A 22,727-nucleotide genomic window follows, 5' to 3' on the forward strand; every position below is an offset into this window, starting at 1 on the left:
CGGCACCCTGCCCCGCTCACAGCACCCGGCACCCAGCGGACGTAGGACACGCAACCCGGTCATGAGGTGCCCCCCTCCACCCCCGTCGCCGAAGGCAGCGGCACCGTGGCCACCACCCGGAACCGGTCACCGTCCACAGCCCCCGCCTCCAACTCGCCCCCGATCGCGGTCAGTCGCTCCCGCAGCCCGATCAGCCCGGCCCCACCGCTGCCCTCGGACACCTCACCCCCGCCCCCGTCGCCGACCTTCGCCCCGTCGTTCTCGACGGTGAGCACAACCCGCCCCCCAGCCACCCGCCCCCCATCCACCCGCACCCCCACCACGCACCGCCCCGCATCCCCGTGCCGCAGCACGTTCGTCGTCGCCTCGCGCACCACCCACCCGAGCGCCGACTGCACCTCGACCGGCAGCCCCGCCGCGTCGCCGGTCACCTCGCACTCGATGCCCGCGGCGGCCAACACGCCTTGTGCGCCCGCCAGTTCGAGGCGTAGGTCGGCCTCGCGGTAACCCCGTACGACATCCCGCACCTCCCGCTGCGACTCCCGCGCGATCCGCTGGACCTCGATCATCTGCTCCACGGCCTCGGTGCGCCCCCGCCGAGCCAGTTGCACCGCCAGCTCGCTCTTCAGGGCGATCACCGACAGGTTGCGGCCCATGACGTCGTGGAGGTCGCGCCCGAACCGGAGCCGTTCCTCGGCGACGGCGAGGCGGGCCCGGGTCTCGCGGGCCTCGTCGAGTTCGTAGACGGCGTCGAGGAGCCAGACGGAGAAGACGGAGGTGAAGGCGAGGCCGCCGCAGGTGACGAGGACGGCGAACGCGGTGCCGAGCGCGGCGGGGGCGGCCACGCCCAGCGGGAGCTGCACGAGCAGCGCGCCGGCCACGCTCCCCGCCACGACCGCGAGGACGTGCCACCGGCCGCGGACCCCCAGCGTGAGCGTGCCGGCGCCGAAACTCAGCACCCCCACGAAGACCGTGTTCGCGGCGGCCGCCACATGCTCCCCGCCGGGGCCCCGCTCCGAGAGGACGACCGAGCCGACGACGATCAGCGCGGTGACCGTGCCGAGCGCCCCCAGCAGCCGTACGGGCTGCTCACGTCTGCCGCGGGTCCAGTCGAGGGCCTGGGAGGCGGTCCGGGAACAGAGCACGGCGTGCACGGTCACGACCGCCGGCAGCCAGGCCGCGAGCCCGGTCCCGGCCTGCGCGAAGGCCGGCAGCCCGACGGCCGCGACCTCGACCACCGCGAAGAAGTGGAAGGACCACCGCGTGTACGTCTCGACCTTCCCGGGCGTGCTCTTCCGCCCCCACCAGCCGCCCGTCGCCCGCATCACATGGTCCCCGTACCTCAGCGCCGCGGCTCCCACCGGAACCACCGCCGTACAGCAAACACCGCGAGGACGGTCCAGGCCAGTGCGGTCAGGACGGCGCCGAGGGCGTCGTAGCCGGACAGGTCGCCGTTCCAGCCGCCGCTGATCAGCCGGATCGCGGGGGAGAGGGGCAGGAACCGGCAAACGTCCGCGACCCGGTCGGGCAGGAGCGGCAGCGGAATGATGATCCCGGACCCGAGCATGGACGCGAACAGCACCGGCAACGCGGTCACCTGCGCGCTCTCCGCCGTCCTGGTCACGCTCGCCGTGAGGGCGGCCAGCGCGGCGGACAGGAAGAGCCCGAACAGCAGCCCTACGACGACGAGTTGAGGCATCGCGGGCGCCCCCGCGTCCAGCAGCAGCACACACGCCACCGCCAGCAACACGGACTGCACGAACCCGAGGCACACCGACGGCAGCGCGGTACCGGCGAGGATCTCGGGGTCGCCCAGCTCCCCGGTCCGCAACCGCTTCAGAACCAACTCCTCCCGCCGCGCGACGAACGCGCTCACCAGCGACGAGTACACGGCGAAGAGCAGCGAGAACCCGATCGCCGCCGTGAGCATCACCGCCCCTACCGACAGCCCCTCCCCCTTGAGATCCATCTGATCGACGGCCGGCCGCACGCTGAACGGCAGCGCGAGCGGCACGAGCAACGCCGTGACGACCGCACTCCGATTCCGCCCCAGCAACGCCAGCTCGGCCCGCCCCAGCGCCCGCAACCGCCCGGCCGGAGTAGTCATCGGGGCACTCATACCGACACCTCCTGCTGCTCCCGCGCGATCCCCAGAAACGCCTCTTCCAGCGAGGCCGACCGCACCTCAAGCCGCCGCAGTTCGATCCGCGCCCCCTCGGCCCACACCAACAACCCGGTGGCCGCCCGCTGCAACTCATGCGTCTCCAGCCGTACGACCCTCCCCGCCACCTCGTGCCGGACGACCCCCAGCTCACCGAGCGGCGGCAGATCCCCCACGAAATAACCCGAGGGCAATTCGAACGAGATCCGCGACGGCCGCCCCGCCGTCACCTCGGCCGGTGTCCCGGTGACCGCGATCCGCCCCTCGCTCAGAATCGCGAGCCGGTCGGCGAGCCCCTCCGCCTCCTCCAGGTAGTGCGTGGTCAGCAGCACGGTCGTCCCGCCGTCCCGCAGCGCACGCACCAACTCCCATGTATCCCGCCGCCCTTCGGCGTCGAGCCCTGTCGTCGGCTCATCGAGAAACAGCACCTCAGGCTCCCCGAGCAGCGCCAGCGCCAGATCGAGCCGCCGCCGTTCACCCCCGGACAACTGCTTCACCCGTACGTCCGCCCGCCGCGCGAGCCCGACAAGACCGAGCGCCTCGGCCTCGGGCCGCGCCCCGCTCGTGCACCCGGCCCACATCCGCGTGGTCTCCGCGACCGTCAGCTCGGACGGAAACCCGCCCTCCTGCAACATCACCCCGGTCCGCGGCCGTACGGCGGCCCGCTCGCGGTAGGGATCGTGCCCCAGGACGCGCACCCGCCCGCCGGACGCCGGCGCGAGCCCTTCGAGAAGTTCGACCGTGGACGTCTTGCCCGCGCCATTGGTGCCCAGAAGCGCGAAGACCTCCCCGCGCCGCACGGAGAACGTGATCCCCCGCACAGCCTCGAACCCGCCCCCGTACACACGGCGTAGGTCAGTGACCTCAATCACGTGTTCGTGTTCGTTGGTGTCCATGACTTCAGCGTCCCGGCGAAGGAGGCTCGGGAGCAGTGCGCGGTGTCATCACTCGGCATGACAAATGTCAGACGGGGATGATCTGTTGACGCGCATCGGGCACTGGGTACAGCAAAAACCCCAGTCCAGTGGACCGGGGTTTTTCGCTGGAGCGGACGACCAGGTTCGAACTGGCGACCTCAACCTTGGCAAGGTTGCGCTCTACCAACTGAGCTACGTCCGCATTGCCTCCGACCAGCTCTCACTGATCGGCGCGAGCACCAGCCTACCCGATCCACAAGAGTGGTCCGAACGGTGATGCTGCAGAGCGGGTGACAGGAATTGCACACTGCGCCTTCCCCCTGGAAGGGGGATGTTCTGCTACTGAACTACACCCGCATGTACTCCGTGAGCTGGGCCTTTCGGCCTCGCCCCTCGGCGTGCTCCGAACTCTAGCTGACCAGGAGGGGTGCAGCGCAAGTCGGTTGTCCCGAGGGGCCGGTGACCGGCCGTCGGCCCAGCTGTCGCACGGTCCGCCTACTGCGCGGCGGCGAACGCCTCGTAGACCTTCTTGGGGATGCGTCCGCGTGCCGGCACGTCCATCTTGTTCGCCTGGGCCCAGGCCCGGACGGCCGCCGGGTCGGGTGCCACCTCGGTCTGGCGGTAGGCCTTGCCCGACCTCGACCGCTTGCGACCTGCGTCCACGTAGGGCGCGAGCGCCTTACGCAGTTTCTTGGCATTGGCTTGATTCAGGTCGATCTCGTACGACTTGCCGTCGAGCCCGAAGGCGATCGTTTCCGCCGCTTCCGAGCCGTCGATGTCGTCAAAGAGAGTGACCACGACCTTCTGCGCCACGAATATCGGTCCCTTCGTGCGACACCTGAAACCGCACTATCCGCGGGGACGCACGGAGACGTCACGGAGGTGCGGAGATGTCGACTGTCCGCCTGTTAATGGGCAAAGTATCGGCTATTGCCAATTCATTTGTACAGTGCCCGGCAATGCAATGTGAAGCCCGACTAAATCTTCCCGCGTGTCTTGGCGCAATAGGGAACCGGGATCGATCCGGGATCTTTCCCTGAACTTTTCGTGAAGACCCCTGCCCGACACCGGATCGTGATGGTCATCACGTAGATTCCTACAACTCTACCCGCGTAGAAATTTTGTGCAGGTAGTCTGAAGTCACTTGCAGGGACCTGCTCAGCACCACACCACCGGGAGTGCCCGTGGCACGCGTCGTAGTCGACGTCATGCTCAAGCCGGAGATCCTCGACCCCCAGGGCCAGGCGGTGCAGCGCGCACTGCCGCGTCTGGGATTCGACGGGATCTCCGACGTACGTCAGGGAAAGCGATTCGAACTGGAAGTTGACGGACCGGTCGACGAGGCCGCGCTCGCCCGCATCCACGATCTTGCGGAATCCTTCCTCGCCAACACGGTGATCGAGGACTTCACCGTCAAGGTGGAAGAAGTGGCGGAGGCGGCCAAGTGACCGCTCGTATTGGCGTCGTCACTTTCCCCGGCAGCCTGGACGACCGCGACACGCAGCGCGCGATCCGTCTCGCCGGTGCCGAACCGGTAGCCCTCTGGCACAAGGACAAGAACCTCCACCAGGTCGACGCGGTCGTCCTCCCGGGCGGTTTTTCCTACGGCGACTATCTGCGCGCGGGTGCCATCTCCCGTTTCTCGCCGGTGATGGAGACGGTCATCGAGCAGGCGAAGTCGGGACTCCCCGTCCTCGGAATCTGCAACGGCTTCCAGATCCTCACCGAAGCGCACCTTCTCCCCGGCGCGATGCTCGGCAACAACCACCTGCACTTCATCTGCCGTGACCAGAAACTGCGGGTGGAGAACGCGGGCACCGCCTGGACCAGCGACTACACGTCCGGCCAGGAGATCCACATCCCGCTGAAGAACATGGACGGCCGCTACGTCGCCGACGAGCACACGCTCGACGAGCTGGAGGCGGAGGGCCGCGTCGTCTTCCGCTACCTCGACGTGAACCCGAACGGTTCCCTCCGGGACATCGCCGGCATCACGAACGCCGCCGGAAACGTCGTAGGCCTCATGCCGCACCCCGAGCACGCGGTCGAGCCGCTCGTCGGGTCCGGCCGCACCGACGGCCTCCCCTTCTTCACCTCGATCCTCAAGAAGCTGGTCAACGCATGAGCCGGACGCCTCTGGACACGGTCGAGCACGCGGCCGAGACCCCCGACGTCGAGCTGCCCTGGGCCGAACTCGGCCTGAAGAAGGACGAGTACGAGCGCGTGGTCGAGATCCTCGGCCGCCGTCCCACCGGCGCCGAACTCGCCATGTACTCGGTCATGTGGTCCGAGCACTGCTCGTACAAGTCCTCCAAGGTCCACCTCCGCCAGTTCGGCGAGAAGGCCCCCCAGTCGGACGCCCTGCTCGTCGGCATCGGCGAGAACGCGGGCGTCGTCGACGTCGGCCAGGGCTACGCGGTCACCTTCAAGGTGGAGTCGCACAACCACCCGTCCTACGTCGAGCCCTACCAGGGCGCGGCCACGGGCGTCGGCGGCATCGTGCGCGACATCATCGCGATGGGCGCCCGCCCGGTAGCGGTCGTGGACCCCCTGCGCTTCGGCGCGGCCGACCACCCCGACACCAAGCGCGTCCTGCCGGGCGTCGTCGCGGGCATCGGCGGCTACGGCAACTGCCTGGGCCTGCCGAACATCGGCGGCGAGGTCGTCTTCGACGCCTGCTACCAGGGCAACCCGCTGGTCAACGCCGGCGCCATCGGCGTCATGCGCCACGAGGACATCCACCTCGCGAAGGCCTCCGGCGCGGGCAACAAGGTCATCCTCTACGGCGCCCGCACGGGCGGCGACGGCATCGGCGGCGCGTCGATCCTCGCGAGCGAGACCTTCGACGACGCCAAGCCGTCGAAGCGCCCCGCGGTCCAGGTCGGCGACCCCTTCCAGGAGAAGCTCCTCATCGAGTGCACCCTGGAGGCCTTCGCCGAGAAGCTGGTGGTCGGCATCCAGGACCTCGGAGCAGCCGGACTCTCCTGCGCCACAAGCGAGTTGGCGTCGAACGGCTCAGGCGGCATGACGGTCACCCTGGACGACGTCCCCCTCCGCGACTCCACGCTCTCGCCCGAGGAAATCCTCATGAGCGAGTCGCAGGAGCGGATGTGCGCGGTCGTGGAGCCGTCGAAGGTCGACCGCTTCCTGGAGATCTGCGAGAAGTGGGACGTCATCGCCACGGTCATCGGTGAGGTGACCGACGGCGACCGCCTCGAAATCTTCTGGCACGGCGGCAAGATCGTGGACGTCGACCCGCGCACGGTCGCGCACGACGGACCGGTCTACGAGCGCCCGTACGCCCGCCCGTCCTGGCAGGACGCGTTGCAGGCGGACGACGCCAACAACCTTGCGCGGCCCGGGACTTCGGAGGAACTCAAGTCCCAGGTCCTGGCGCTGGTGTCGTCCCCGAACCAGGCGTCGAAGAAGTGGATCACGTCCCAGTACGACCACTTCGTGCAGGGCAACACGGTGCTGGCGCAGCCCGAGGACTCGGGCATGATCCGCATCGACGAGGAGACCGGCCTCGGGGTCGCCATCGCGACGGACGGCAACGGCCGTTACGCGAAGCTGGACCCGTACGCGGGCGCGCAGTTGGCGCTCTCGGAGGCATACCGCAACGTGGCCACGACGGGCGCGAAGCCCCTCGCGGTCTCCGACTGCCTGAACTTCGGCTCGCCCGAGGACCCGGCGGTGATGTGGCAGTTCGCGGAGGCGATCCGTGGACTGGCCGACGCCTGCCAGCAGTTGGGCACGCCGGTGACGGGCGGCAACGTCTCCCTCTACAACCAGACGGGCGACGTCGCGATCCACCCGACCCCGGTCGTCGCGGTGTTGGGCGTCATCGACGACGTGGCGCGTCGCACGCCGGTCGCCTTCCAGGAGGAAGGGCAGCTGCTCTACCTCCTCGGCGACACGCGTGAGGAGTTCGGCGGTTCGGCCTGGTCGCAGGTCGTCCACGACCACCTCGGCGGCCTGCCCCCGAAGGTCGATCTGGAGCGCGAACGCCTGCTGGCCGAGATCCTGATCTCCGCGTCCCGCGACGGCATGATCGACTCGGCGCACGACCTGTCCGACGGCGGTCTGATCCAAGCGGTAGTGGAATCGGCCCTGTTGGGCGAGAAGGGCGCGCGCCTGATCGTGCCCGACGGCCTCGACGCGTTCACGTTCCTGTTCTCGGAGTCGGCGGGCCGCGCGGTAGTCGCGATCCCCCGCTCGGAGGAACTCCGCTTCAACGACATGTGCGGGGCGAGGGGTCTCCCGGTCACGCGCATCGGTGTAGTGGACGGCAACTCGGTTGAAATCCAGGGCGAGTTCGCACTTTCCCTGGAGGAACTGCGCGAGGCGCACGAGGGGACGATCCCGGCGCTGCTGGCGTAGGTCGTCGTAGCCCGTCGTAGGAAAGCACGCATGTGAAGGCCCTGTCCGGGATCCGGGCGGGGCCTTCGCGCGTGCTAACTTCGACGGTTCGTGGGCGTGGAACGGGGGAGCGGGGACGTGGAAGTACCGGTGGGGATAGGCGAGTTCGGCGGCGGCCGGAGGCGCACGTGAGCCTCCACAGTGAGCCCACGCCAGATGATTCCTCCGAGCGGGCCCGGGTGCCCTTTCCGCGGTCGCGCTGGCTGACTCCGGAACGAGGGAGCCGTCGGCGCAACGCCTTCAACCAACTCGTGGCTGTGGCAGCGGTGTTCGGGGTCGGTGCCGGGGGCTGGGGTCTGGGGCTGGATACGAAGGACTACTTCGACCGGTCCGCCAGCCGGGACCGGATCGCGAAGGCCTGCGCCGGGCTGGTCGACGCCGACCAGGTGCTGGACCTCGACGGTGGTACGACGAAGGCGGAGGCGGGCAGCCTGGCGAACGACTCGATAGACCAGGTCGGTCCGGGCTTCATGCCCGCGCGGTGTCAGATCTACCGGGTCGGGAAGCCGGGCACCACGTACAGCCACTTCGTGCTGTCAGTCTGGTCGAACCCGAGCGATGACTTCGCGCAGTCGGTGAGCGGGTGGGACGACCCGTTCGAGATAGTGGGCAGGTCGGCGAACGCCGACGCCACCCGGAAGGCCCACGAGACGGGCGCGTACCCGCTCGGTGACGGGCAGCTCGGTGTGTACTACGGCAACGCGGCCGTCGTGAAGGCCAAGTGCACCGGCAAGTCCGGCGGCACGACCTCCGTCAACGCCATGACCGTGGCCAAGTACTCCTATCGCGACCCGGTCACGGACGCCGACCGCAGAACACTTGCCGAGCTCGCCCGCACCGCGGTCGTACGGGCGGCGAAGAAGCTGGGCTGCAAGGCCACGCTGCCCGCGCTTCAGGCCGAACTCCCCACGCCCAGAGCGAAGTTGGTGAACGCGAAGTCGGCCGCCGGAACGTGCGGCTGGTACGCCGGACACATCGCGGCGAAGGGCCGCGGGCGTCTCCCCGACCGCGCCCTGGGCACCCCTGCCGCCGCCCACGCGCCGGAGGAGAGCTGCCTGCTCGGAGTGAGCGGCAAGGAGGTGCGCAGGATGTGGCCCGACCTAGGCAAGGACGAAGTCGGCGGCAGCAGCCTCGACGATGTGACCCGGCTCGCGCCCTTCTGGCTGCGGACCGAGTCCTACTTCGGCGACGAGGCACGCGAGGTCGCGACGGACCACTTCGGCAGGGAGCACAGGTCGTTGGACCCCGGCACCGCGGGTTACGACGACGAGGAAAACGTGTGGTGGGCCTCCTCCACCTGCGCCGGCCAGCCGGCCGTCCACACCCTGAGCAGCGACTATCCGTACGACAGGATCGTCCAGACCCGCCTCCAGGCCCTCTTCAAGGCGTACGTCACGGACGTCGCCGCCCGCCGAGACTGCACCGACCTGAAGTTCCCGGCGGCGGCGACGTTCCGGCTGTCCAAGAGCTAGCCGACAGGTCCTGGCCGTCTGCTATTTCCTTTATGCGCTCCGTTCGTCGAGGTCGAGGCCGTCGATCAGCCGCTGGCTTATGGCTTCGTTGGTGGCCACGGCCGCGGCAGCCGCGGCGGCGCTACGGGGGAACAGCGCTTCCTCGTACGAGGTGAGCGCGGCCTCGATGTCGTCGGGGTGCGCCGCGATGGCCAGGGCGAGTTCGGCACCGTCCTGCATGGCCAGGTTGGCGCCCTCGCCGTCCGGCGGCGAGAGGTGGGCGGCGTCGCCGAGCAGGGTCACCCCGGGCACCCGGTCCCAACGGTGGCCGATCGGGAGCGAGTTGAGGGGCCGTAGGACGGGAGCGGTGTCGGTGTCGGTGATCAGGGCGGTGATCTCGGGGGCCCAGCCGTCGAATTCGGCGGCGATGCGCGCGGTGGCGGCGGCGGAATCGGTGAAGTCGATGGCGGCGAACCACTCCTGCGGCTTGGCCAGGATCAGGTAGGCGTGCAGCGTCTCGCCGCGCTCCCGGTGTGCGGCGATCCACTTCCCGCTCGCTTCCTCGCCCGGGGCGAGCACGAACAGCGAACCACCACCGACCGTCCGCGCGGCGACCGGATGCCGGGTCTCACTGTCGTACAGATAGGTCTCGACGAACGACCGCCCGAAGTACTCGGGAGTGACATCGGACAGCAGCGGCCGTACGCGCGACCAGGCGCCGTCGGCGCCGACGAGCAGGTCCGTGACGACGACGCTCCCGTCGGAGAAGGCGACTTCGTGCCGGCCGTCGTCGAGGGTCCGGGTCCCGCTGACCTTGTGGCCCCAGCGGACGGTGTTGTCCGGGAGCGAGTCGAGCAGTATCTGCCGCAACTCCCCGCGCTGTACCTCGGGTCGACCCCCTGTGCCGTCGTCGGGCTCGTCGAACAGGACGGTGCCGTCGCGGTCGATGACTCGGGTCGCCTGGCGGCCCTCCAGGATGATGGCGCGGAACTCGTCCATCAAGTCAGCTGTCTTCAGGGCGAGTTGGCCGTTGTAGTCGTGGATGTCGAGCATCCCGCCTTGCAGACGGGCCATTGGTGAGGCCTCCGCTTCGTAGACGGTGGCCGGGATGCCGTTCACGTGCAGGACGCGGGCGAGGGTCAGTCCGCCGAGTCCGGCGCCGATGATTGTGACGTGCGTGGTCATGATGACTCCTTGTGTCGGGTGTGTCGGGTGCGTGTTGTACGCCTTGTGTGGCGCGGGCCTGCTGGGCGGTCGCCCGGCGGGAACTCCGGAACGGAACGGTTCCAGTGCGCACCGACAAGTCACCGACGTGAGACCGACACGGCCGACAGTTCACCGACAGGGCGGTTGCGGAGGAGGGCCGGCTCTCGCATCATCCGGGGATGGACGACGACTCCCCGATCACTCCCCCAACTGCCCTTCCGTCCCTACGCGTTGCGGCCCAGGAGGCAGGCTTCACGAGATCGTGCGAGGAACGAACGGGCAGCCTGTTGTCCGTCCTCGCGGCAACCCGCCCGGGCGGCCGCGTCCTCGAACTCGGCACCGGCGTGGGCGAGGGCACGGCCTGGCTCCTGAGCGGGATGGACGCGGCCGCGCGCCTGATCACGGTCGAACGTGACGCCGGCGTCCAGGCAATCGCCCGCGAGGAGTTGGGGTCGGATCCGAGGGTCACCTTTGTGACGGCGGACGCGGGTCGATGGCTGGAGGAGTACGAGGGGGAGCCCTTTGACCTGGTCTTCGCGGACACCTGGCCCGGCAAGTTCACCCACCTGGAACGGGCGTTGGATCTCGTGGCCCCCGGCGGCACCTACCTGATCGACGACCTGCTCCTACAACCGGACTGGCCGGCGTCCCACGAGGCTGCGGTGAAACGGCTGTTGGCCGAGTTGGAGGGGCGCCCGGATTTCCGTTCCGTGCGGTTGACGTGGTCGAGCGGGTTGGTGATGGCGGTGCGGCAAGGTTCGCCGCAGTAGGTGGCGGGGGGCCAGGGGCCGCCGAGGCCGGTGGTGGTGAACGGGGTTGTGGGGGAGGGGAGTTCGGGGGAGTGGAGTTGTTCGGCTTCAGCTTCGGGTTCGGCTGGGGGCTGCGGTGGCGGCGGTTCGTTGTCCGGCTTGAGCAGTAAGAAGAGGGCGAGCAGGGCAAGCAGGCCGGCGAGGGTACTGAGGACGAGGTTCACTCCTCGACCAACTCGGTGTCGGCGACCAGTGCCTGCCGCTCGGTGTGATCCTTCAACTTCACCCAGAGAAACGCGTGCTCGGCATCGACCCCGGCATACCCGGAACCAACCTGCACGACGACACCCTCGAAGGTCTCCGGTGCTTCCCGGCGGTGGGGGCCTGGCGGCACGTAGCTGGTGCCCTTGACTCGGTCGCCGACGAGGAAGGGGGCGCCGGTGCGGGGGCGGGGGTTGGAGGTTGGGGTAGGGGTGGGGTTGTTGCGTGGTGTGGTCATGGGACCACTTTCCGCAGGTGGGACCAGGCGCGGCAATCGAACAAGGGAATCCCGCATTAACTGGTATATGCCGGGTGGTGGGCATTCACCTGCGGACGCGGGGCACGGTATGCCAGACTCCGAGCACTGGCTGCGATCCAGTGGGCACCGTGCGTGATTCGGTGGGCATGCGGGTCGAGTTGGCGGGCACGGCACGAAAAGAGGTGGACACGGTGGCAGCGAAAACGGGGCCCACGATTCGTCGTATGCAGCTGGGTCAGGAGCTGCGACGCCTTCGGGAACAGGCGGACGGGGGAGGTGAGTTGGGCCGAGGCATCACGAGGGGCCAGGCGGTGAAGGGGACGAGCGTCTCCGAGTCGACACTGCATCGCGTGGAGCGGGGGTTGACGAGCCTGCCGAGGGTGCAGGATCTCAAGTCGTTGCTGAAGCGCTACGGGGTGAGTGACCCGGGTGACATCGAGTTTTTGCTGGACATCCACAAGAACTCGTTGAACAGGGGCTGGTGGTCTCCGTACCGGACGTTCATGCCCTCAGGCTTCAACGTCAGCGTGGGGCTTGAGGGCGACGCGAAGATTCTCCGGGTCTACCAACCGGACGTTGTGTTCGGGCTGCTTCAGAGCGCAGGTTACGCACGTGCCATGTTCGATAGCGCCAAGCCGGTTGACGAGCGCAACACCGAGTTCGTCGAGCGGAACATCGAGATCCGGATGAGGCGCAAGGAGGCCATCACCCGCAGCGAACGCCCAGTTGAGATCCATGCGATCCTCGACGAGGCCGTCCTGCGGCGCGTGTACGGCGGCCCGGAGGTGATGCGGGACCAGTACGAGCACCTGGCGGAACTGGCCGCGTTGGAGAATGTCACCGTGCAGATCCTGCCGATGGGGCAGCCCGTGTACCGGAGCCACCAGAACTTCAACCTCATGGAGTTCGAGGCGCCGCTGCCTACGGTGGTGAGCGTCGACGGCTTCACCTCGGTCAACGTCACGGACAAGGACACGGAGATCTGGGCTTATCGGCGCCGGTTCGACGCCATGCGTGCCGAAGCGGCCGGCCCGAGGCACACGGCCGATTTCCTGAAGAGAGCAGAGCGAGAGTTGGAGCAGGAATGAGCACACACCGCAATGTCCTCGAACTGGTTGACGGCGCTGCCTGGTTCAAGTCGTCCTACAGCGACCAGACGGGCGGCAACTGCGTCGAGGTAGCCAACCTCATCGCCGCCCACGCCCTCGTCGCCGTCCGCGATTCCAAGCTCCCGAGTGGCCCCGCCCTCGCTCTCCCGCCGGAGGCGTTCGCGAGCTTCGTCGCCCATGTGAAGCCGGCCCGGCTTTGAAGCCAACCTGGCGCAAGTCTTCCTACAGCAGCGATGCGGGCGGCAGTTGTGTCGAGGTAGCCAACCTCATTCCGACCCACGCCCGTGTTGCCGTCCGCGACTCCAAACACCCCCACGGCCCCGCCCTCGCTCTTCCGCCGGAGGCGTTCGCCGCGCTCGTTGACGATGTGAAGGAGAGCCAGCCGTGAACCCGACCTGGTTCAAGTCTTCGTACAGCGACGAGCAGGGGTCCAGCTGCGTCGAGGTCGCTGACCTCACCCCCACCCACGCCCTGGTCGCCGACCGAGATTCCAAGCACCCCCACGGCCCCACCCTCACCCTCCCGCCGGAGGCATTCGCAAGCTTCGTCGCTCATCTCGGCCAGGTCAGCTGACGGCTGGCAGCTGACCGGAATTCACGCGCGTACCGACCCCGACCCCGCCTCCCAAGCCGCCGTGGGTGATGAACTCCCGCTCCCCGCACGGGACTTGGGCAGGCGGAGGGCCAGGACAACGCACAGCCCCATCAGCACAGCCCCACACAAGAACACCGAGTCCATCGCGTCGACGTACGACCGCACCCCCGCCCCGGACGTCGCCGGGACCGGACCGTCGTACAACCGACTGATCACCGTGCCGAAAAGCGCCGCGCCCAACGCCGTACCCAGGGCCTGGAAGAACCGGATGGCGGTCGTGGCCACGCCCAACTGGCGCCGGGGTGCCGCCTCTTGGACCAGTTGGATCAGCTGGCCGAGGAGAAGCCCGAACGCCATCCCCACCAGAAGCAGATCCCCGCGCAACCACCACAGGGACGTACCCGTACCCAGAACGGACAGGCACACGAACGCCATCGCACCGATCGCCGACCCGGCTATCGCGAACGTCCGCTCGTGCCACCCCCGTTCCGTGAGCTTGGCGGAGAGGATGCCGACAACCGTCATGCCGAACGCCATGGGCAGCAGATACAGGCCGGCCGAGGAGCTGCTGACACCCCGGGCCACCTGCAGATAGACCATGACGTAGTACATGGCGCCAATGATCGCCGCCCCCATCAACCCCTGGATCGCGAACCCCCATCGCAACTCCGGCACCCGGAACAGGGAAAGGGGAAGGATCGGCTCGGGAGCCACCCTCTGGCGCCACAAAAAGAGTGCCAGCGCAGCCACCGCACCCAACCCCAGCCCCACGATCTGCGGTGACGCCCACCCGTACTGCTTGCCTCCCCACTCGGTCACCAGCAACAGAGCCGCGGCGAATGAAGCAGCCAGGGCCGCGCCCAGGAAGTCGATCCGATGCCGGTGCGGCTGCCGAGGCAGCTTCAGCACGAGCGCGCCGAGGACCAGCACCACCACCCCCAGCGGCAGATTGACGTAGAAGATCCACCGCCAACTCGCGTGCTCCGCAAGCAGACCGCCGATCCACGGCCCCACCGCCATCCCGCCACCAGAGACGACCCCACCCATCCCCGCGCCCTTGGCATCCTTCTCGCCGGGCCCCCTCAACTCGGCGATCACCACCATCGTGACGCTCATCAACCCACCGGCACCAACACCCTGCACGGCCCGCGCGGCGATCAACTCCCCTATGGACTGAGCCGCCCCACACAGCGCCGAGCCCACCAAGAAAACCCCCACAGCCGTCAGAAAGACCCGCTTCGCGCCGAGGGTGTCGCACAACGTGCCGTACAGCGGCAGCACCGCGGCCGACGCCAGCGCGAACGCGCTGACCAGCCACGGAATCCTGTCGATGCCATGGGCGGGGTCCAGGTCACGGACGATCGGCACGGTCGCCGCGGACACGATCTGCATGTCCAGGACGGCCAGAACGATCGTCACCAGACACACGAGGAAGCCGATTCGGCGCTGGGTCTCGGTCATGCCACCCACCATGAACCAGCAACATATACCGAGTCAATCTATTTTCCGAGCCAATATTTCATCCCAGACCATAATTCAGCTTGGTACAGTAAGGTCATGGTTCCTGCTGAGGCGACGACGACGGCAACGACGACGATGGGACTGCGCGAGCGCAAGAAGCTCCAGACGGAGCTGCGCATCTACCGCACAGCCGTCGAGCTGTTCCTGGAAAAAAGCTTCGACGCCGTCTCGGTACAGGAGATCGCCGACGCCGCCGAGGTCTCGAAGATGACTGTCTTCAACTACTTCGGAACCAAGGAGGACTTGGTCTTCCGCCCCATCGAGGACCACTTCTCCGACGCGGCCCGCGCAGTCCGCTCTCGCCACCCCGGCGAGTCGGCGGTGGCCGCCGTACGCCGACAGTTCCTACAGATGATCGAGACCCGCGACCCCTCAATAGGCCTGCACGTCGAACCATTCGGCCGCCGCATCCGGAAGCTCGTCATGGAGACCCCGGTCCTGATGGAACGCGCCTACCTGACCTCCGAAAAGGGCGCCCGCGAACTGGCCGACCTCCTGGCAGAAGAGACGGGCGACACCGTCCTCGCCCTGATCGCCGCCGCCACCCTCACCGCCGCCCGCAACGCCCTCGTAGAAGACCACCACCGCCGTCTGGACGCCGGCGAATCCGTAGAAGAGGTCGCAGCCACCGCCACCGAACGCGCAGAACGAGCCTTCGCCCTGGTCGAACAGGGCCTGGGCAACTACGCCCGCAAAGCCCAGTAATCCCCCCACAGGCCCGCAGCCGCCGACGAACCGGGAGCGGGTCGTGGCGGTACGGCGCAGCCCGCCGCTCAGCTGGTCCCCACTCCTTCAACTGTGGCAAAAGGCAGAGGGGCGCAACCCGCGGCGGGCTCGCCGTACCGCCACGACCCCGACCCCACCCACCACCAGCTGCGGGCCCCCACACCCGAGGATTAGTCTCACCCCCATGCCCCCGGCCAAAAAGCGCGCGCGCACCTACGACCCGGCCAAGACCCGCCAAGCGGTACAGGCCCAGTTCGGGAACGTACGAACGGCGGTGGCAACCCTCACCCCCGATCAACTCGCCCTACCCACACGCCTGGGCGACTGGACGGTCCGCGAACTGGTCGCACACATCGGCATGGCGCTCACCGCGATCCACCGCTCCCTGGACCGCCCCGCCCCGCCCGCGCAGAACGCCGTGCTCCTCGACTGGCCCTTCGCCACCGGGGCCAACTCCACCGCCATCGCCGACTTCACCCGCACGCTCGCAGCCGAACACCCCGACCTCGACGCCTACTTGGCCGACATCGACCAGACCCTCACCGAGCACCTCGACACAAACCCCGGCGCCCGACTCCTCGAAACCAACGTCGGGGCGATGCCCCTGGCCGACTACCTGGTCACCCGCACCGTCGAACTCGTCGTCCACACCGACGACTTGAACACCGCGGTCCCCGGCCTCGACATCCCGTACGACCGCCAGGCCCTGGCCGCCTGCACCCGCCTCCTCGCCGACGCCCTCGCGACAAAGGCCCCCGGCGGCTCGACCGAGGTACGCATCCCGCCGTACGCCGTGGTCCAGTGCGTCGAAGGCCCCCGCCACACCCGAGGCACCCCACCCAACGTCGTAGAGACCGACCCCCTGACCTGGCTCCGGCTCGCGACCGGCCGGACCCGGTGGAAGGACGCCGTAGAAGAGGCGAAGGTAAGCGCGAGCGGGGAGCGGGCGGATCTCGCGGGGCTCCTGCCGATCATGGGGTGAGCCGCGGAACCCCGAAGGGCGACGCGGAACCCCGAAGGGCGACAGGGAACCGCTCCCCCGCCCCTCCCGTCCCACCCCCATGGACAAACAGCGATTCACCCTCGCCGTCCTGACCATCGTCCCGCTCGTCGTGGCGTGCGGCAGCGAAAAGGCGACCAGCGGCAGCGGCTCCGGCTCGGTAGAGGAACAGCGCCCCGTAACCGGCGTCGACTGGCAGGTGCAGGACATCACCACGTCCGGCGCGACCAAGAAAGCGCAGGGCAACCCGCACCTCACTTTCGACACCGCGAGCGCCAAGAACACCAAAACCGGCGGCAAGGTCGGCGGCCGCCTGGGCTGCAACGCCGTCAACGCGACGGCCACCGTACGCACCGGACACATCACGCTCGGCCGCCCCTCCACCACCCGAATGATGTGCGACGCCTCACTCATGGGCACCGAACGCGCCCTCCTCGGCCTCTTCAACGGCGAGGTCGCCTACCGAGTCGATCAAGACACCATCACGCTGACCAGCGAAAACGGCACGATCGTCCACGCACGCGCCGCCAAGTGATCCACTACCGACGAGTAACCCGAATTCGGACCAGTGGTCGATCTCGCCTACACTCGGGGTCGTGCCACGTGGTGACGGTCGACTCAGTCATGATCTGCTCCCCGGCGAGAAAGGACCCCAGGACGCTTGCGGCGTCTTCGGAGTCTGGGCTCCCGGTGAAGAGGTCGCCAAGCTCACTTACTTCGGGCTCTACGCCCTCCAGCATCGAGGCCAGGAATCCGCGGGAATCGCGGTCAGCAACGGCTCGCAGATCCTCGTCTTCAAGGACATGGGCCTCGTCTCCCAGGTCTTCGACGAGACCTCGCTCGGTTCGCTCCAGGGTCATATCGCGGTCGGTCACGCCCGCTACTCGACCACCGGCGCCTCCGTGTGGGAGAACGCCCAGCCGACGTTCCGCGCCACCGCGCACGGTTCCATCGCGCTCGGCCACAACGGCAACCTGGTCAACACCGCGCAGCTCGCGGAGATGGTCGCCGACCTGCCCAAGCAGGAAGGCCGTACGCCCCGCGTAGCGGCCACCAACGACACCGACCTCCTGACCGCGCTGCTCGCGGCCCAGGTCGACACCGACGGCAAGCCGCTGACCATCGAGGAGGCCGCCCACGCGGTCCTCCCGCAGGTCAAGGGCGCCTTCTCGCTCGTCTTCATGGACGAGCACACCCTCTACGCGGCCCGCGACCCGCAGGGCATCCGCCCGCTGGTCCTCGGCCGCCTGGAGCGCGGCTGGGTCGTCGCCTCCGAGTCCGCAGCGCTCGACATCTGCGGCGCGGCCTACGTCCGCGAGATCGAGCCGGGCGAGTTCGTCGCCATCGACGAGAACGGCCTGCGCACCTCCCGATTCGCGGATGCGAAGCCCAAGGGCTGTGTCTTCGAGTACGTCTATCTCGCCCGCCCCGACACCGACATCGCCGGGCGGAACGTCTACCTCTCCCGTGTCGAGATGGGCCGAAAGCTGGCCAAGGAAGCTCCGGTCGACGCCGATCTGGTGATAGCGACTCCGGAGTCCGGCACCCCGGCCGCGATCGGATACGCGGAGGCCTCGGGCATCCCGTTCGGTGCGGGTCTGGTGAAGAACGCCTACGTCGGCCGTACGTTCATCCAGCCTTCGCAGACGATCCGGCAGCTCGGCATCCGCCTGAAGCTGAATCCGCTGAAGGAAGTCATCAAGGGCAAGCGCCTGGTCGTCGTCGACGACTCGATCGTGCGCGGCAACACCCAGCGCGCGCTGGTGCGCATGCTCCGCGAGGCCGGCGCCGCCGAGGTCCACATCCGGATCTCGTCCCCGCCCGTGAAGTGGCCCTGCTTCTTCGGCATCGACTTCGCCACCCGCGCGGAACTCATCGCCAACGGCATGACCATCGACGAGATCGGCACCTCGCTCGGCGCCGACTCCCTGTCGTACATCTCCATCGACGGCATGATCGAGGCGACCACCATCGCCAAGCCGAACCTCTGCCGCGCCTGCTTCGACGGCGAGTACCCGATGGACCTCCCGGACCCCGAACTGCTCGGCAAGCAGCTCCTGGAGACCGAGCTGGCGGCCGGTCCGGCCGCCACGGCAGCGGCCGACGCGATCCGTCGCCCGTAAGCCCCGCTGTATCAATCAACGCGAAAGATCCCAGGCAATGTCTGCTGCATCCGATCAGTCGACTCCGTCGACGGGCTCACCCTCCGGTGCTTCCTACGCCGCCGCCGGCGTCGACATCGATGCGGGCGACCGCGCCGTAGAACTCATGAAGGAGTGGGTGAAGAAGACCCAGCGCCCCGAGGTCCTCGGCGGCCTCGGCGGTTTCGCCGGGCTCTTCGACGCCTCCGCCCTCAAGCGGTTCGAGCGCCCCCTGCTCGCCTCCGCCACGGACGGCGTCGGCACGAAGGTCGACATCGCCCGCCAACTCGGTGTCTACGACACGATCGGCCACGACCTGGTCGCCATGGTCATGGACGACATCGTGGTGTGCGGCGCCGAGCCGCTCTTCATGACCGACTACATCTGCGTCGGCAAGGTGCACCCCGAGCGTGTCGCGGCGATCGTCAAGGGCATCGCCGAGGGCTGCGTGCTCGCCGGCTGCGCCCTGGTCGGCGGCGAGACCGCCGAACACCCCGGTCTGCTGGGCCCGGACGACTTCGACGTCGCCGGCGCCGGTACGGGCGTCGTGGAGGCCGACCGGCTGCTCGGCGCCGATCGCATCCGGACGGGTGACGCGGTCATCGCGATGGCGTCGTCCGGACTTCACTCGAACGGGTACTCGCTCGTCCGGCATGTGCTCCTGAACCAGGCCGGTCTCGCCCTGGACGCGCGCATCGAGGAGCTCGGCCGCACGCTCGGCGAGGAACTCCTCGTACCGACGAAGATCTACTCGCTGGACTGCCTGGCGCTGACCCGCACGACCGATGTGCACGCCTATTCGCACGTCACCGGCGGCGGACTCGCCGCCAACCTCGCCCGGGTCGTGCCGGACGGCCTCCACGCGATCGTGGACCGCTCCACCTGGACCCCGGCCCCGATCTTCGACCTCGTCGGCAGGACGGGCCAGGTCGAACGCCTGGAGCTGGAGAAGACCCTGAACATGGGCGTCGGCATGATCGCGATCGTCCCCGAGGACTCGGCGGACGTGGCCCTGGAGACCCTGGCCGACCGCGGGGTCGAGGCGTGGGTCGCGGGCGAGATCACCGAGCGGGGAGATCACGCGACGGGCGCGGAGATGGTCGGCGACTACGCGTGAACGAGCCGTTCCGGGCCGCGTGAATCAGCGTCTCCGGCGTTTGAGGAGCGGGGTCCGGGGCGGAGCCCCGTGTCGCCGACACCCAACGCCCCGTGACGGCAGCACAAAACCCGGTCCGGTGTTGATGCCCCGGACCGGGCGAGGTGCAGTCAGCTGACGGGAAGTTTTAACCGCTGGGCGCGCTGCAAGCGTTACGCGCCGCGACGTTGCGACTGGGGACCGGACTCGTCGTCCTCGTCCTCATCGTCGTCGTTATAGAGATCCGCGTACTGAGCGTACGGGTCGTCTTCTTCCTCGTCGTCGTCCTCGAACGGCTCGCCATTCGGCGGCTGGCTCGAAGTCGAAGCGCCCAGCTCATTGGCCAGACGCGAGAGGTCAGTCCCGCCGCTGCTGTACTTCAGCTGGCGGGCGACCTTCGTCTGCTTGGCCTTTGCCCGGCCGCGCCCCATGGCTCGACCCCCTCGGATACGGGGCTCCGTGGCCCCAGAGTCTTGACACGCGTTCATGATCTGGAACGGACTCTCCGTGGAGAGACCGGTCCGTAGGGCTTCCACGGTACCTGAGCCCGCGCCCATACGGTACGTCGCCCGCAGCACGTGCCGGGCTCCAGGACCCGCGAGGTGCCCTGTACTCGCTGGTCAACCGCGATTTTAACCACTTCTTGGCAGGCGACCCGCCGACGAACGTGAGAGTTCTCTCTAAGTCGTCGCCGGCGGGTACCGCGGAGGCCTGCCGAGCGGCTTACCGGAACCTCAGAGTCCGCGTGCGCCGGCCGCCTCGTGCATCCGCTGCTCGGCGATCCGGTCGGCCGCGGCGGCCGGCGGAATACCGTCTTCCTTCGCACGTGCGAATATGGCCAGCGTCGTATCGAAGATCTTCGCGGCCTTCGCCTTGCACCGCTCGAAGTCGAACCCGTGCAGCTCGTCGGCGACCTGGATCACACCACCGGCGTTCACCACGTAGTCCGGCGCGTAGAGGATCCCGCGGTCGGCGAGGTCCTTCTCGACGCCCGGGTGCTCCAGCTGGTTGTTGGCCGCCCCGCACACCACCTTGGCGGTCAGCACCGGCACGGTCGCGTCGTTCAGGGCGCCGCCGAGGGCGCAGGGGGCGTAGATGTCGAGCCCTTCGACCCGGATCAGCGCCTCCGTGTCGGCAACGGCCGTAACGCCTGTCGCATGCTTGTCGAGAATCCGCCGTACGGACTCCTCGCGCACGTCCGTGATCACGACCTCGGCGCCCTCGTCCCGCAGGTGCTCCACCAGGTGGTGCCCGACCTTGCCGACGCCCGCGATGCCGACCGTACGGCCGCGCAGCGACGGGTCGCCCCAGAGGTGCCGGGCGCTGGCCCGCATGCCCTGGAAGACGCCGAAGGCGGTCAGCACGGAGGAGTCGCCGGCGCCGCCGTTCTCGGGGGAGCGCCCGGTCGTCCAGCGGCACTCGCGCGCCACGACGTCCATGTCGGCGACATACGTGCCGACGTCGCACGCGGTGACGTACCGCCCGCCGAGCGAGGCCACGAACCGGCCGTAGGCGAGCAGCAGTTCCTCGGTCTTGTCGCGCTCCGGGTCACCGATGATCACGGCCTTGCCGCCGCCGTGGTCCAGACCGGCCATGGCGTTCTTGTACGACATCCCGCGCGCGAGGTTGAGCGCGTCGGCGACGGCCTCTTCCTCGCTGGCGTACGGGTAGAAGCGCGTACCGCCCAGGGCGGGGCCCAGCGCGGTGTTGTGGATGGCGATGACGGCCTTGAGGCCGCTGGCCCGGTCCTGGCAGAGCACGACTTGCTCATGACCGCCCTGGTCCGAGTGGAACAGGGTGTGCAGGACGCCGTTGTCTACGTCGGTCACTGTGGTGACTCCTGGGTAAGTGGCGGCGGTTGGAGACAGGCTCCCGTAGGGGTGGCGGGTGCTGTGGCACGAGCGTAGAGCCTGGGCCCGACCGCCATCGGTGCAGTGTTCAGGATCACCTACCGAAGGGGGGTGTCCGTGCGACGATTTGCATAGTTTTCCCGCGCGTTTGTGGGCGGGTTCCGGAGGTTTTCCTGGCGGACGGCGGGGGAGGGAGCAGGCGTGCCCAAGAAGGTGTCCTCGGTGATCGTCCCGTACGCGACCTATCTACGGGTCTACGAGCCGCTGGCCGCTTTCCCCGAGCCGGAGCGCGGCCACTGGACGCGCTACGCCCGCCGCCCCGACCGCCCGTCCTACCAGGACGAACTCCGCCGCGCGCTGGCCGACTTGCTGCCCACCCCGCCGGTCCCGGTCCCGGTGCACGAGAGCGCCGACGCCTTCGTGGTGGAGGTCGACGGCGTGGTCTGCGTCTGCCCCTGGCGGACCCGGCTGCGCGGCTGGCAGGCGCTGGGCGACCTCGCGGAGGAACTCCCGCCGCCGGTCCTGGACGCCGTACTCCCGCCGCTCGTACGGCACCAGGCCACCCAGGACTACGACCGCTGGCTGGCCCGGAATCCGGATGCCCGGCCGTGGATCCGGACGGCGACCTGGCAGGTGCCGCTGAACTGGTTCGTGCTCGTCGGGGACGAGGAGCGGCGCTACGACAAGGCCTCCGGGGACGATCCGCCGATGCTGCGGTACCGGACGCCGATGGTGCAGGCGCGGCGGCGCACGGCGCGGGCGCTGCGGACGCTGAAGGACGCGATCGACGACGGGCCGCTGATCGAGGGTCTGGTGGACGTGGGGCGCTGGCTGGAGGAGTTCCATCCGCGGTCCCTGGTCGAGCTGGACTACGGCGGGCTCGTGCACGTCCTGCCGGCCGGCGAGCTGGAGGATGACCACTCGGCGGCGGACGTGGCCGCCGGCATCGAGGCGCTGCGGACCGGGGACGGGGCGGCGGCCGGCGAGGCGTACGGGCGGCTCGTGGAGCGCTGGCGGTCGGTCAGGGACCGGCGCTCGGCGAACTGACCCGCGGCGGCAATCCTTGCTGGCATATTCGAACGAGGCTGACAGGTTCGAACGTATGCGCATAGGATTCTTACGGTTCGTCAACACGGGACGTAGGTCCCGATCCGGACGATTGATGCCAAGCGTGACGGACCGCACGTGCAGATGCCTTGCGCCGCTTGCCCCTCCTCATGCCAAAATA

At 68.7% G+C, this 22,727-nt stretch carries 24 protein-coding genes and 2 tRNA genes; 15 read left to right on the forward strand and 11 right to left on the reverse strand.

The genetic code is table 11. The features are described from left to right. Positions 1-59: 59 nt before the first annotated feature. From ACIBK4_RS43625 to ACIBK4_RS43650, 6 genes are all read right to left on the reverse strand, one after another. Complete coding sequence (locus ACIBK4_RS43625; protein ID WP_399004515.1) at positions 60-1,325, reverse strand: sensor histidine kinase; 1,266 nt, start codon at positions 1,323-1,325, stop codon at positions 60-62. 17 nt (positions 1,326-1,342) lie between these two features. Further along, positions 1,343-2,119: an ABC transporter permease gene (locus tag ACIBK4_RS43630; RefSeq protein WP_399004517.1), complete on the reverse strand. Its 777-nt coding sequence runs from the start codon at positions 2,117-2,119 to the stop codon at positions 1,343-1,345. Then, entirely contained in the window at positions 2,116-3,057 is a 942-nt protein-coding gene (locus tag ACIBK4_RS43635; protein WP_399004519.1) for an ABC transporter ATP-binding protein, read from the reverse strand. The genes ACIBK4_RS43630 and ACIBK4_RS43635 overlap by 4 nt, the downstream gene beginning before the upstream one ends. Before the next feature lie 147 nt (positions 3,058-3,204). Continuing rightward, a tRNA-Gly gene (locus tag ACIBK4_RS43640) sits at positions 3,205-3,280 on the reverse strand. A gap of 83 nt (positions 3,281-3,363) precedes the next feature. Further along, positions 3,364-3,435 (reverse strand) — tRNA-Gly (locus ACIBK4_RS43645). Between the two features lie 138 nt (positions 3,436-3,573). Continuing rightward, positions 3,574-3,891 (reverse strand): Lsr2 family protein, encoded by a 318-nt coding sequence (locus ACIBK4_RS43650; protein ID WP_019073805.1) that lies wholly within the window; start codon positions 3,889-3,891, stop codon positions 3,574-3,576. 371 nt (positions 3,892-4,262) lie between these two features. On the opposite strand from ACIBK4_RS43650, the gene purS reads away from it, so the two are divergent. The 4 genes from purS (at position 4,263) to ACIBK4_RS43670 (ending at position 8,969) form a co-directional block, all read left to right on the forward strand. After that, entirely contained in the window at positions 4,263-4,526 is a 264-nt protein-coding gene (gene purS / locus ACIBK4_RS43655; protein ID WP_007383088.1) for a phosphoribosylformylglycinamidine synthase subunit PurS, read from the forward strand. Next, the gene (purQ, locus tag ACIBK4_RS43660; protein ID WP_399004521.1) at positions 4,523-5,203 is read left to right on the forward strand and encodes a phosphoribosylformylglycinamidine synthase subunit PurQ; all 681 of its coding nucleotides are present in this window, start codon (positions 4,523-4,525) and stop codon (positions 5,201-5,203) included. Before purS ends, purQ begins: the two co-directional genes overlap by 4 nt. Continuing rightward, the gene (gene purL / locus ACIBK4_RS43665; RefSeq protein ID WP_399004523.1) at positions 5,200-7,458 is read left to right on the forward strand and encodes a phosphoribosylformylglycinamidine synthase subunit PurL; all 2,259 of its coding nucleotides are present in this window, start codon (positions 5,200-5,202) and stop codon (positions 7,456-7,458) included. The genes purQ and purL overlap by 4 nt, the downstream gene beginning before the upstream one ends. 290 nt (positions 7,459-7,748) lie before the next feature. Continuing rightward, a complete protein-coding gene (locus ACIBK4_RS43670) occupies positions 7,749-8,969 on the forward strand; it encodes a hypothetical protein (RefSeq protein ID WP_399004525.1) in 1,221 nt (406 codons plus the stop codon). Positions 8,970-8,999: 30 nt separating this feature from the next. Here ACIBK4_RS43670 and ACIBK4_RS43675 read toward each other — a convergent pair whose 3' ends face one another. Then, a complete protein-coding gene (locus ACIBK4_RS43675) occupies positions 9,000-10,133 on the reverse strand; it encodes an FAD-dependent oxidoreductase (RefSeq protein WP_399004527.1) in 1,134 nt (377 codons plus the stop codon). Positions 10,134-10,333: 200 nt separating this feature from the next. Here ACIBK4_RS43675 and ACIBK4_RS43680 point away from each other — a divergent pair, with 200 nt between their 5' ends. Further along, complete coding sequence (locus ACIBK4_RS43680; protein WP_399004529.1) at positions 10,334-10,924, forward strand: O-methyltransferase; 591 nt, start codon at positions 10,334-10,336, stop codon at positions 10,922-10,924. A gap of 199 nt (positions 10,925-11,123) precedes the next feature. On the opposite strand, the gene ACIBK4_RS43685 is transcribed toward ACIBK4_RS43680, so the two are convergent. Beyond that, entirely contained in the window at positions 11,124-11,402 is a 279-nt protein-coding gene (locus ACIBK4_RS43685) for a hypothetical protein (protein ID WP_399004531.1), read from the reverse strand. A gap of 149 nt (positions 11,403-11,551) precedes the next feature. Between ACIBK4_RS43685 and ACIBK4_RS43690 the strand changes: the two genes are divergently transcribed. From ACIBK4_RS43690 to ACIBK4_RS43705, 4 genes are read left to right on the forward strand one after another with little or no spacing between them, the layout of a single operon-like run. Continuing rightward, entirely contained in the window at positions 11,552-12,511 is a 960-nt protein-coding gene (locus tag ACIBK4_RS43690; RefSeq protein WP_399004533.1) for a helix-turn-helix domain-containing protein, read from the forward strand. Beyond that, complete coding sequence (locus tag ACIBK4_RS43695; RefSeq protein WP_399004535.1) at positions 12,508-12,732, forward strand: DUF397 domain-containing protein; 225 nt, start codon at positions 12,508-12,510, stop codon at positions 12,730-12,732. The genes ACIBK4_RS43690 and ACIBK4_RS43695 overlap by 4 nt, the downstream gene beginning before the upstream one ends. Then, positions 12,729-12,920 (forward strand): DUF397 domain-containing protein, encoded by a 192-nt coding sequence (locus ACIBK4_RS43700; RefSeq protein ID WP_399004537.1) that lies wholly within the window; start codon positions 12,729-12,731, stop codon positions 12,918-12,920. The genes ACIBK4_RS43695 and ACIBK4_RS43700 overlap by 4 nt, the downstream gene beginning before the upstream one ends. Next, the gene (locus ACIBK4_RS43705; protein ID WP_399004539.1) at positions 12,917-13,105 is read left to right on the forward strand and encodes a DUF397 domain-containing protein; all 189 of its coding nucleotides are present in this window, start codon (positions 12,917-12,919) and stop codon (positions 13,103-13,105) included. Before ACIBK4_RS43700 ends, ACIBK4_RS43705 begins: the two co-directional genes overlap by 4 nt. A 21-nt stretch (positions 13,106-13,126) precedes the next feature. On the opposite strand, the gene ACIBK4_RS43710 is transcribed toward ACIBK4_RS43705, so the two are convergent. Next, positions 13,127-14,587: an MFS transporter gene (locus tag ACIBK4_RS43710; RefSeq protein WP_399004541.1), complete on the reverse strand. Its 1,461-nt coding sequence runs from the start codon at positions 14,585-14,587 to the stop codon at positions 13,127-13,129. 96 nt (positions 14,588-14,683) lie between these two features. Between ACIBK4_RS43710 and ACIBK4_RS43715 the strand changes: the two genes are divergently transcribed. The 5 genes from ACIBK4_RS43715 to purM all read left to right on the forward strand — a co-directional run bounded on the left by ACIBK4_RS43715 (position 14,684) and on the right by purM (position 19,631). Then, complete coding sequence (locus ACIBK4_RS43715; RefSeq protein WP_399004543.1) at positions 14,684-15,352, forward strand: TetR/AcrR family transcriptional regulator; 669 nt, start codon at positions 14,684-14,686, stop codon at positions 15,350-15,352. A 205-nt stretch (positions 15,353-15,557) separates the two neighbouring features. Next, positions 15,558-16,355: a sterol carrier family protein gene (locus ACIBK4_RS43720; protein ID WP_399004545.1), complete on the forward strand. Its 798-nt coding sequence runs from the start codon at positions 15,558-15,560 to the stop codon at positions 16,353-16,355. A gap of 79 nt (positions 16,356-16,434) precedes the next feature. Next, complete coding sequence (locus tag ACIBK4_RS43725) at positions 16,435-16,908, forward strand: META domain-containing protein (RefSeq protein ID WP_399004547.1); 474 nt, start codon at positions 16,435-16,437, stop codon at positions 16,906-16,908. Between the two features lie 61 nt (positions 16,909-16,969). After that, a complete protein-coding gene (gene purF / locus ACIBK4_RS43730) occupies positions 16,970-18,496 on the forward strand; it encodes an amidophosphoribosyltransferase (RefSeq protein WP_399004549.1) in 1,527 nt (508 codons plus the stop codon). A gap of 37 nt (positions 18,497-18,533) precedes the next feature. Beyond that, positions 18,534-19,631, forward strand: a complete 1,098-nt coding sequence (purM, locus tag ACIBK4_RS43735; RefSeq protein WP_399004550.1) for a phosphoribosylformylglycinamidine cyclo-ligase — start codon at positions 18,534-18,536, stop codon at positions 19,629-19,631. A gap of 191 nt (positions 19,632-19,822) precedes the next feature. Here purM and ACIBK4_RS43740 read toward each other — a convergent pair whose 3' ends face one another. Next, the gene (locus ACIBK4_RS43740) at positions 19,823-20,080 is read right to left on the reverse strand and encodes a DUF3073 domain-containing protein (protein ID WP_019061825.1); all 258 of its coding nucleotides are present in this window, start codon (positions 20,078-20,080) and stop codon (positions 19,823-19,825) included. A 303-nt stretch (positions 20,081-20,383) separates the two neighbouring features. Continuing rightward, positions 20,384-21,478, reverse strand: a complete 1,095-nt coding sequence (locus tag ACIBK4_RS43745; RefSeq protein ID WP_399004553.1) for a Leu/Phe/Val dehydrogenase — start codon at positions 21,476-21,478, stop codon at positions 20,384-20,386. A 222-nt stretch (positions 21,479-21,700) separates the two neighbouring features. Here ACIBK4_RS43745 and ACIBK4_RS43750 point away from each other — a divergent pair, with 222 nt between their 5' ends. Continuing rightward, positions 21,701-22,546 carry a hypothetical protein gene (locus ACIBK4_RS43750; protein WP_399004555.1) on the forward strand — a complete coding sequence of 282 codons (846 nt, stop codon included), beginning with the start codon at positions 21,701-21,703 and terminating at the stop codon, positions 22,544-22,546. The last annotated feature ends 181 nt before the right edge of the window (positions 22,547-22,727 follow it).

This window comes from Streptomyces sp. NPDC050528 (assembly GCF_044457795.1).
GTDB lineage: Bacteria > Actinomycetota > Actinomycetes > Streptomycetales > Streptomycetaceae > Streptomyces.

Excerpts from the sequence above, each read along its gene's own strand:
- ACIBK4_RS43625 (WP_399004515.1), bottom strand. The coding sequence starts at position 1,325 with ATGCGGGCGACGGGCGGCTGGTGGGGGCGGAAGAGCACGCCCGGGAAG.
- ACIBK4_RS43630 (WP_399004517.1), bottom strand. The coding sequence starts at position 2,119 with ATGAGTGCCCCGATGACTACTCCGGCCGGGCGGTTGCGGGCGCTGGGG.
- ACIBK4_RS43635 (WP_399004519.1), bottom strand. The coding sequence starts at position 3,057 with ATGGACACCAACGAACACGAACACGTGATTGAGGTCACTGACCTACGC.
- purL (WP_399004523.1), top strand. The coding sequence starts at position 5,200 with ATGAGCCGGACGCCTCTGGACACGGTCGAGCACGCGGCCGAGACCCCC.
- ACIBK4_RS43675 (WP_399004527.1), bottom strand. The coding sequence starts at position 10,133 with ATGACCACGCACGTCACAATCATCGGCGCCGGACTCGGCGGACTGACC.
- ACIBK4_RS43680 (WP_399004529.1), top strand. The coding sequence starts at position 10,334 with ATGGACGACGACTCCCCGATCACTCCCCCAACTGCCCTTCCGTCCCTA.
- ACIBK4_RS43685 (WP_399004531.1), bottom strand. The coding sequence starts at position 11,402 with ATGACCACACCACGCAACAACCCCACCCCTACCCCAACCTCCAACCCC.
- ACIBK4_RS43695 (WP_399004535.1), top strand. The coding sequence starts at position 12,508 with ATGAGCACACACCGCAATGTCCTCGAACTGGTTGACGGCGCTGCCTGG.
- ACIBK4_RS43710 (WP_399004541.1), bottom strand. The coding sequence starts at position 14,587 with ATGACCGAGACCCAGCGCCGAATCGGCTTCCTCGTGTGTCTGGTGACG.
- ACIBK4_RS43715 (WP_399004543.1), top strand. The coding sequence starts at position 14,684 with ATGGTTCCTGCTGAGGCGACGACGACGGCAACGACGACGATGGGACTG.
- ACIBK4_RS43720 (WP_399004545.1), top strand. The coding sequence starts at position 15,558 with ATGCCCCCGGCCAAAAAGCGCGCGCGCACCTACGACCCGGCCAAGACC.
- ACIBK4_RS43725 (WP_399004547.1), top strand. The coding sequence starts at position 16,435 with ATGGACAAACAGCGATTCACCCTCGCCGTCCTGACCATCGTCCCGCTC.
- purM (WP_399004550.1), top strand. The coding sequence starts at position 18,534 with ATGTCTGCTGCATCCGATCAGTCGACTCCGTCGACGGGCTCACCCTCC.
- ACIBK4_RS43740 (WP_019061825.1), bottom strand. The coding sequence starts at position 20,080 with ATGGGGCGCGGCCGGGCAAAGGCCAAGCAGACGAAGGTCGCCCGCCAG.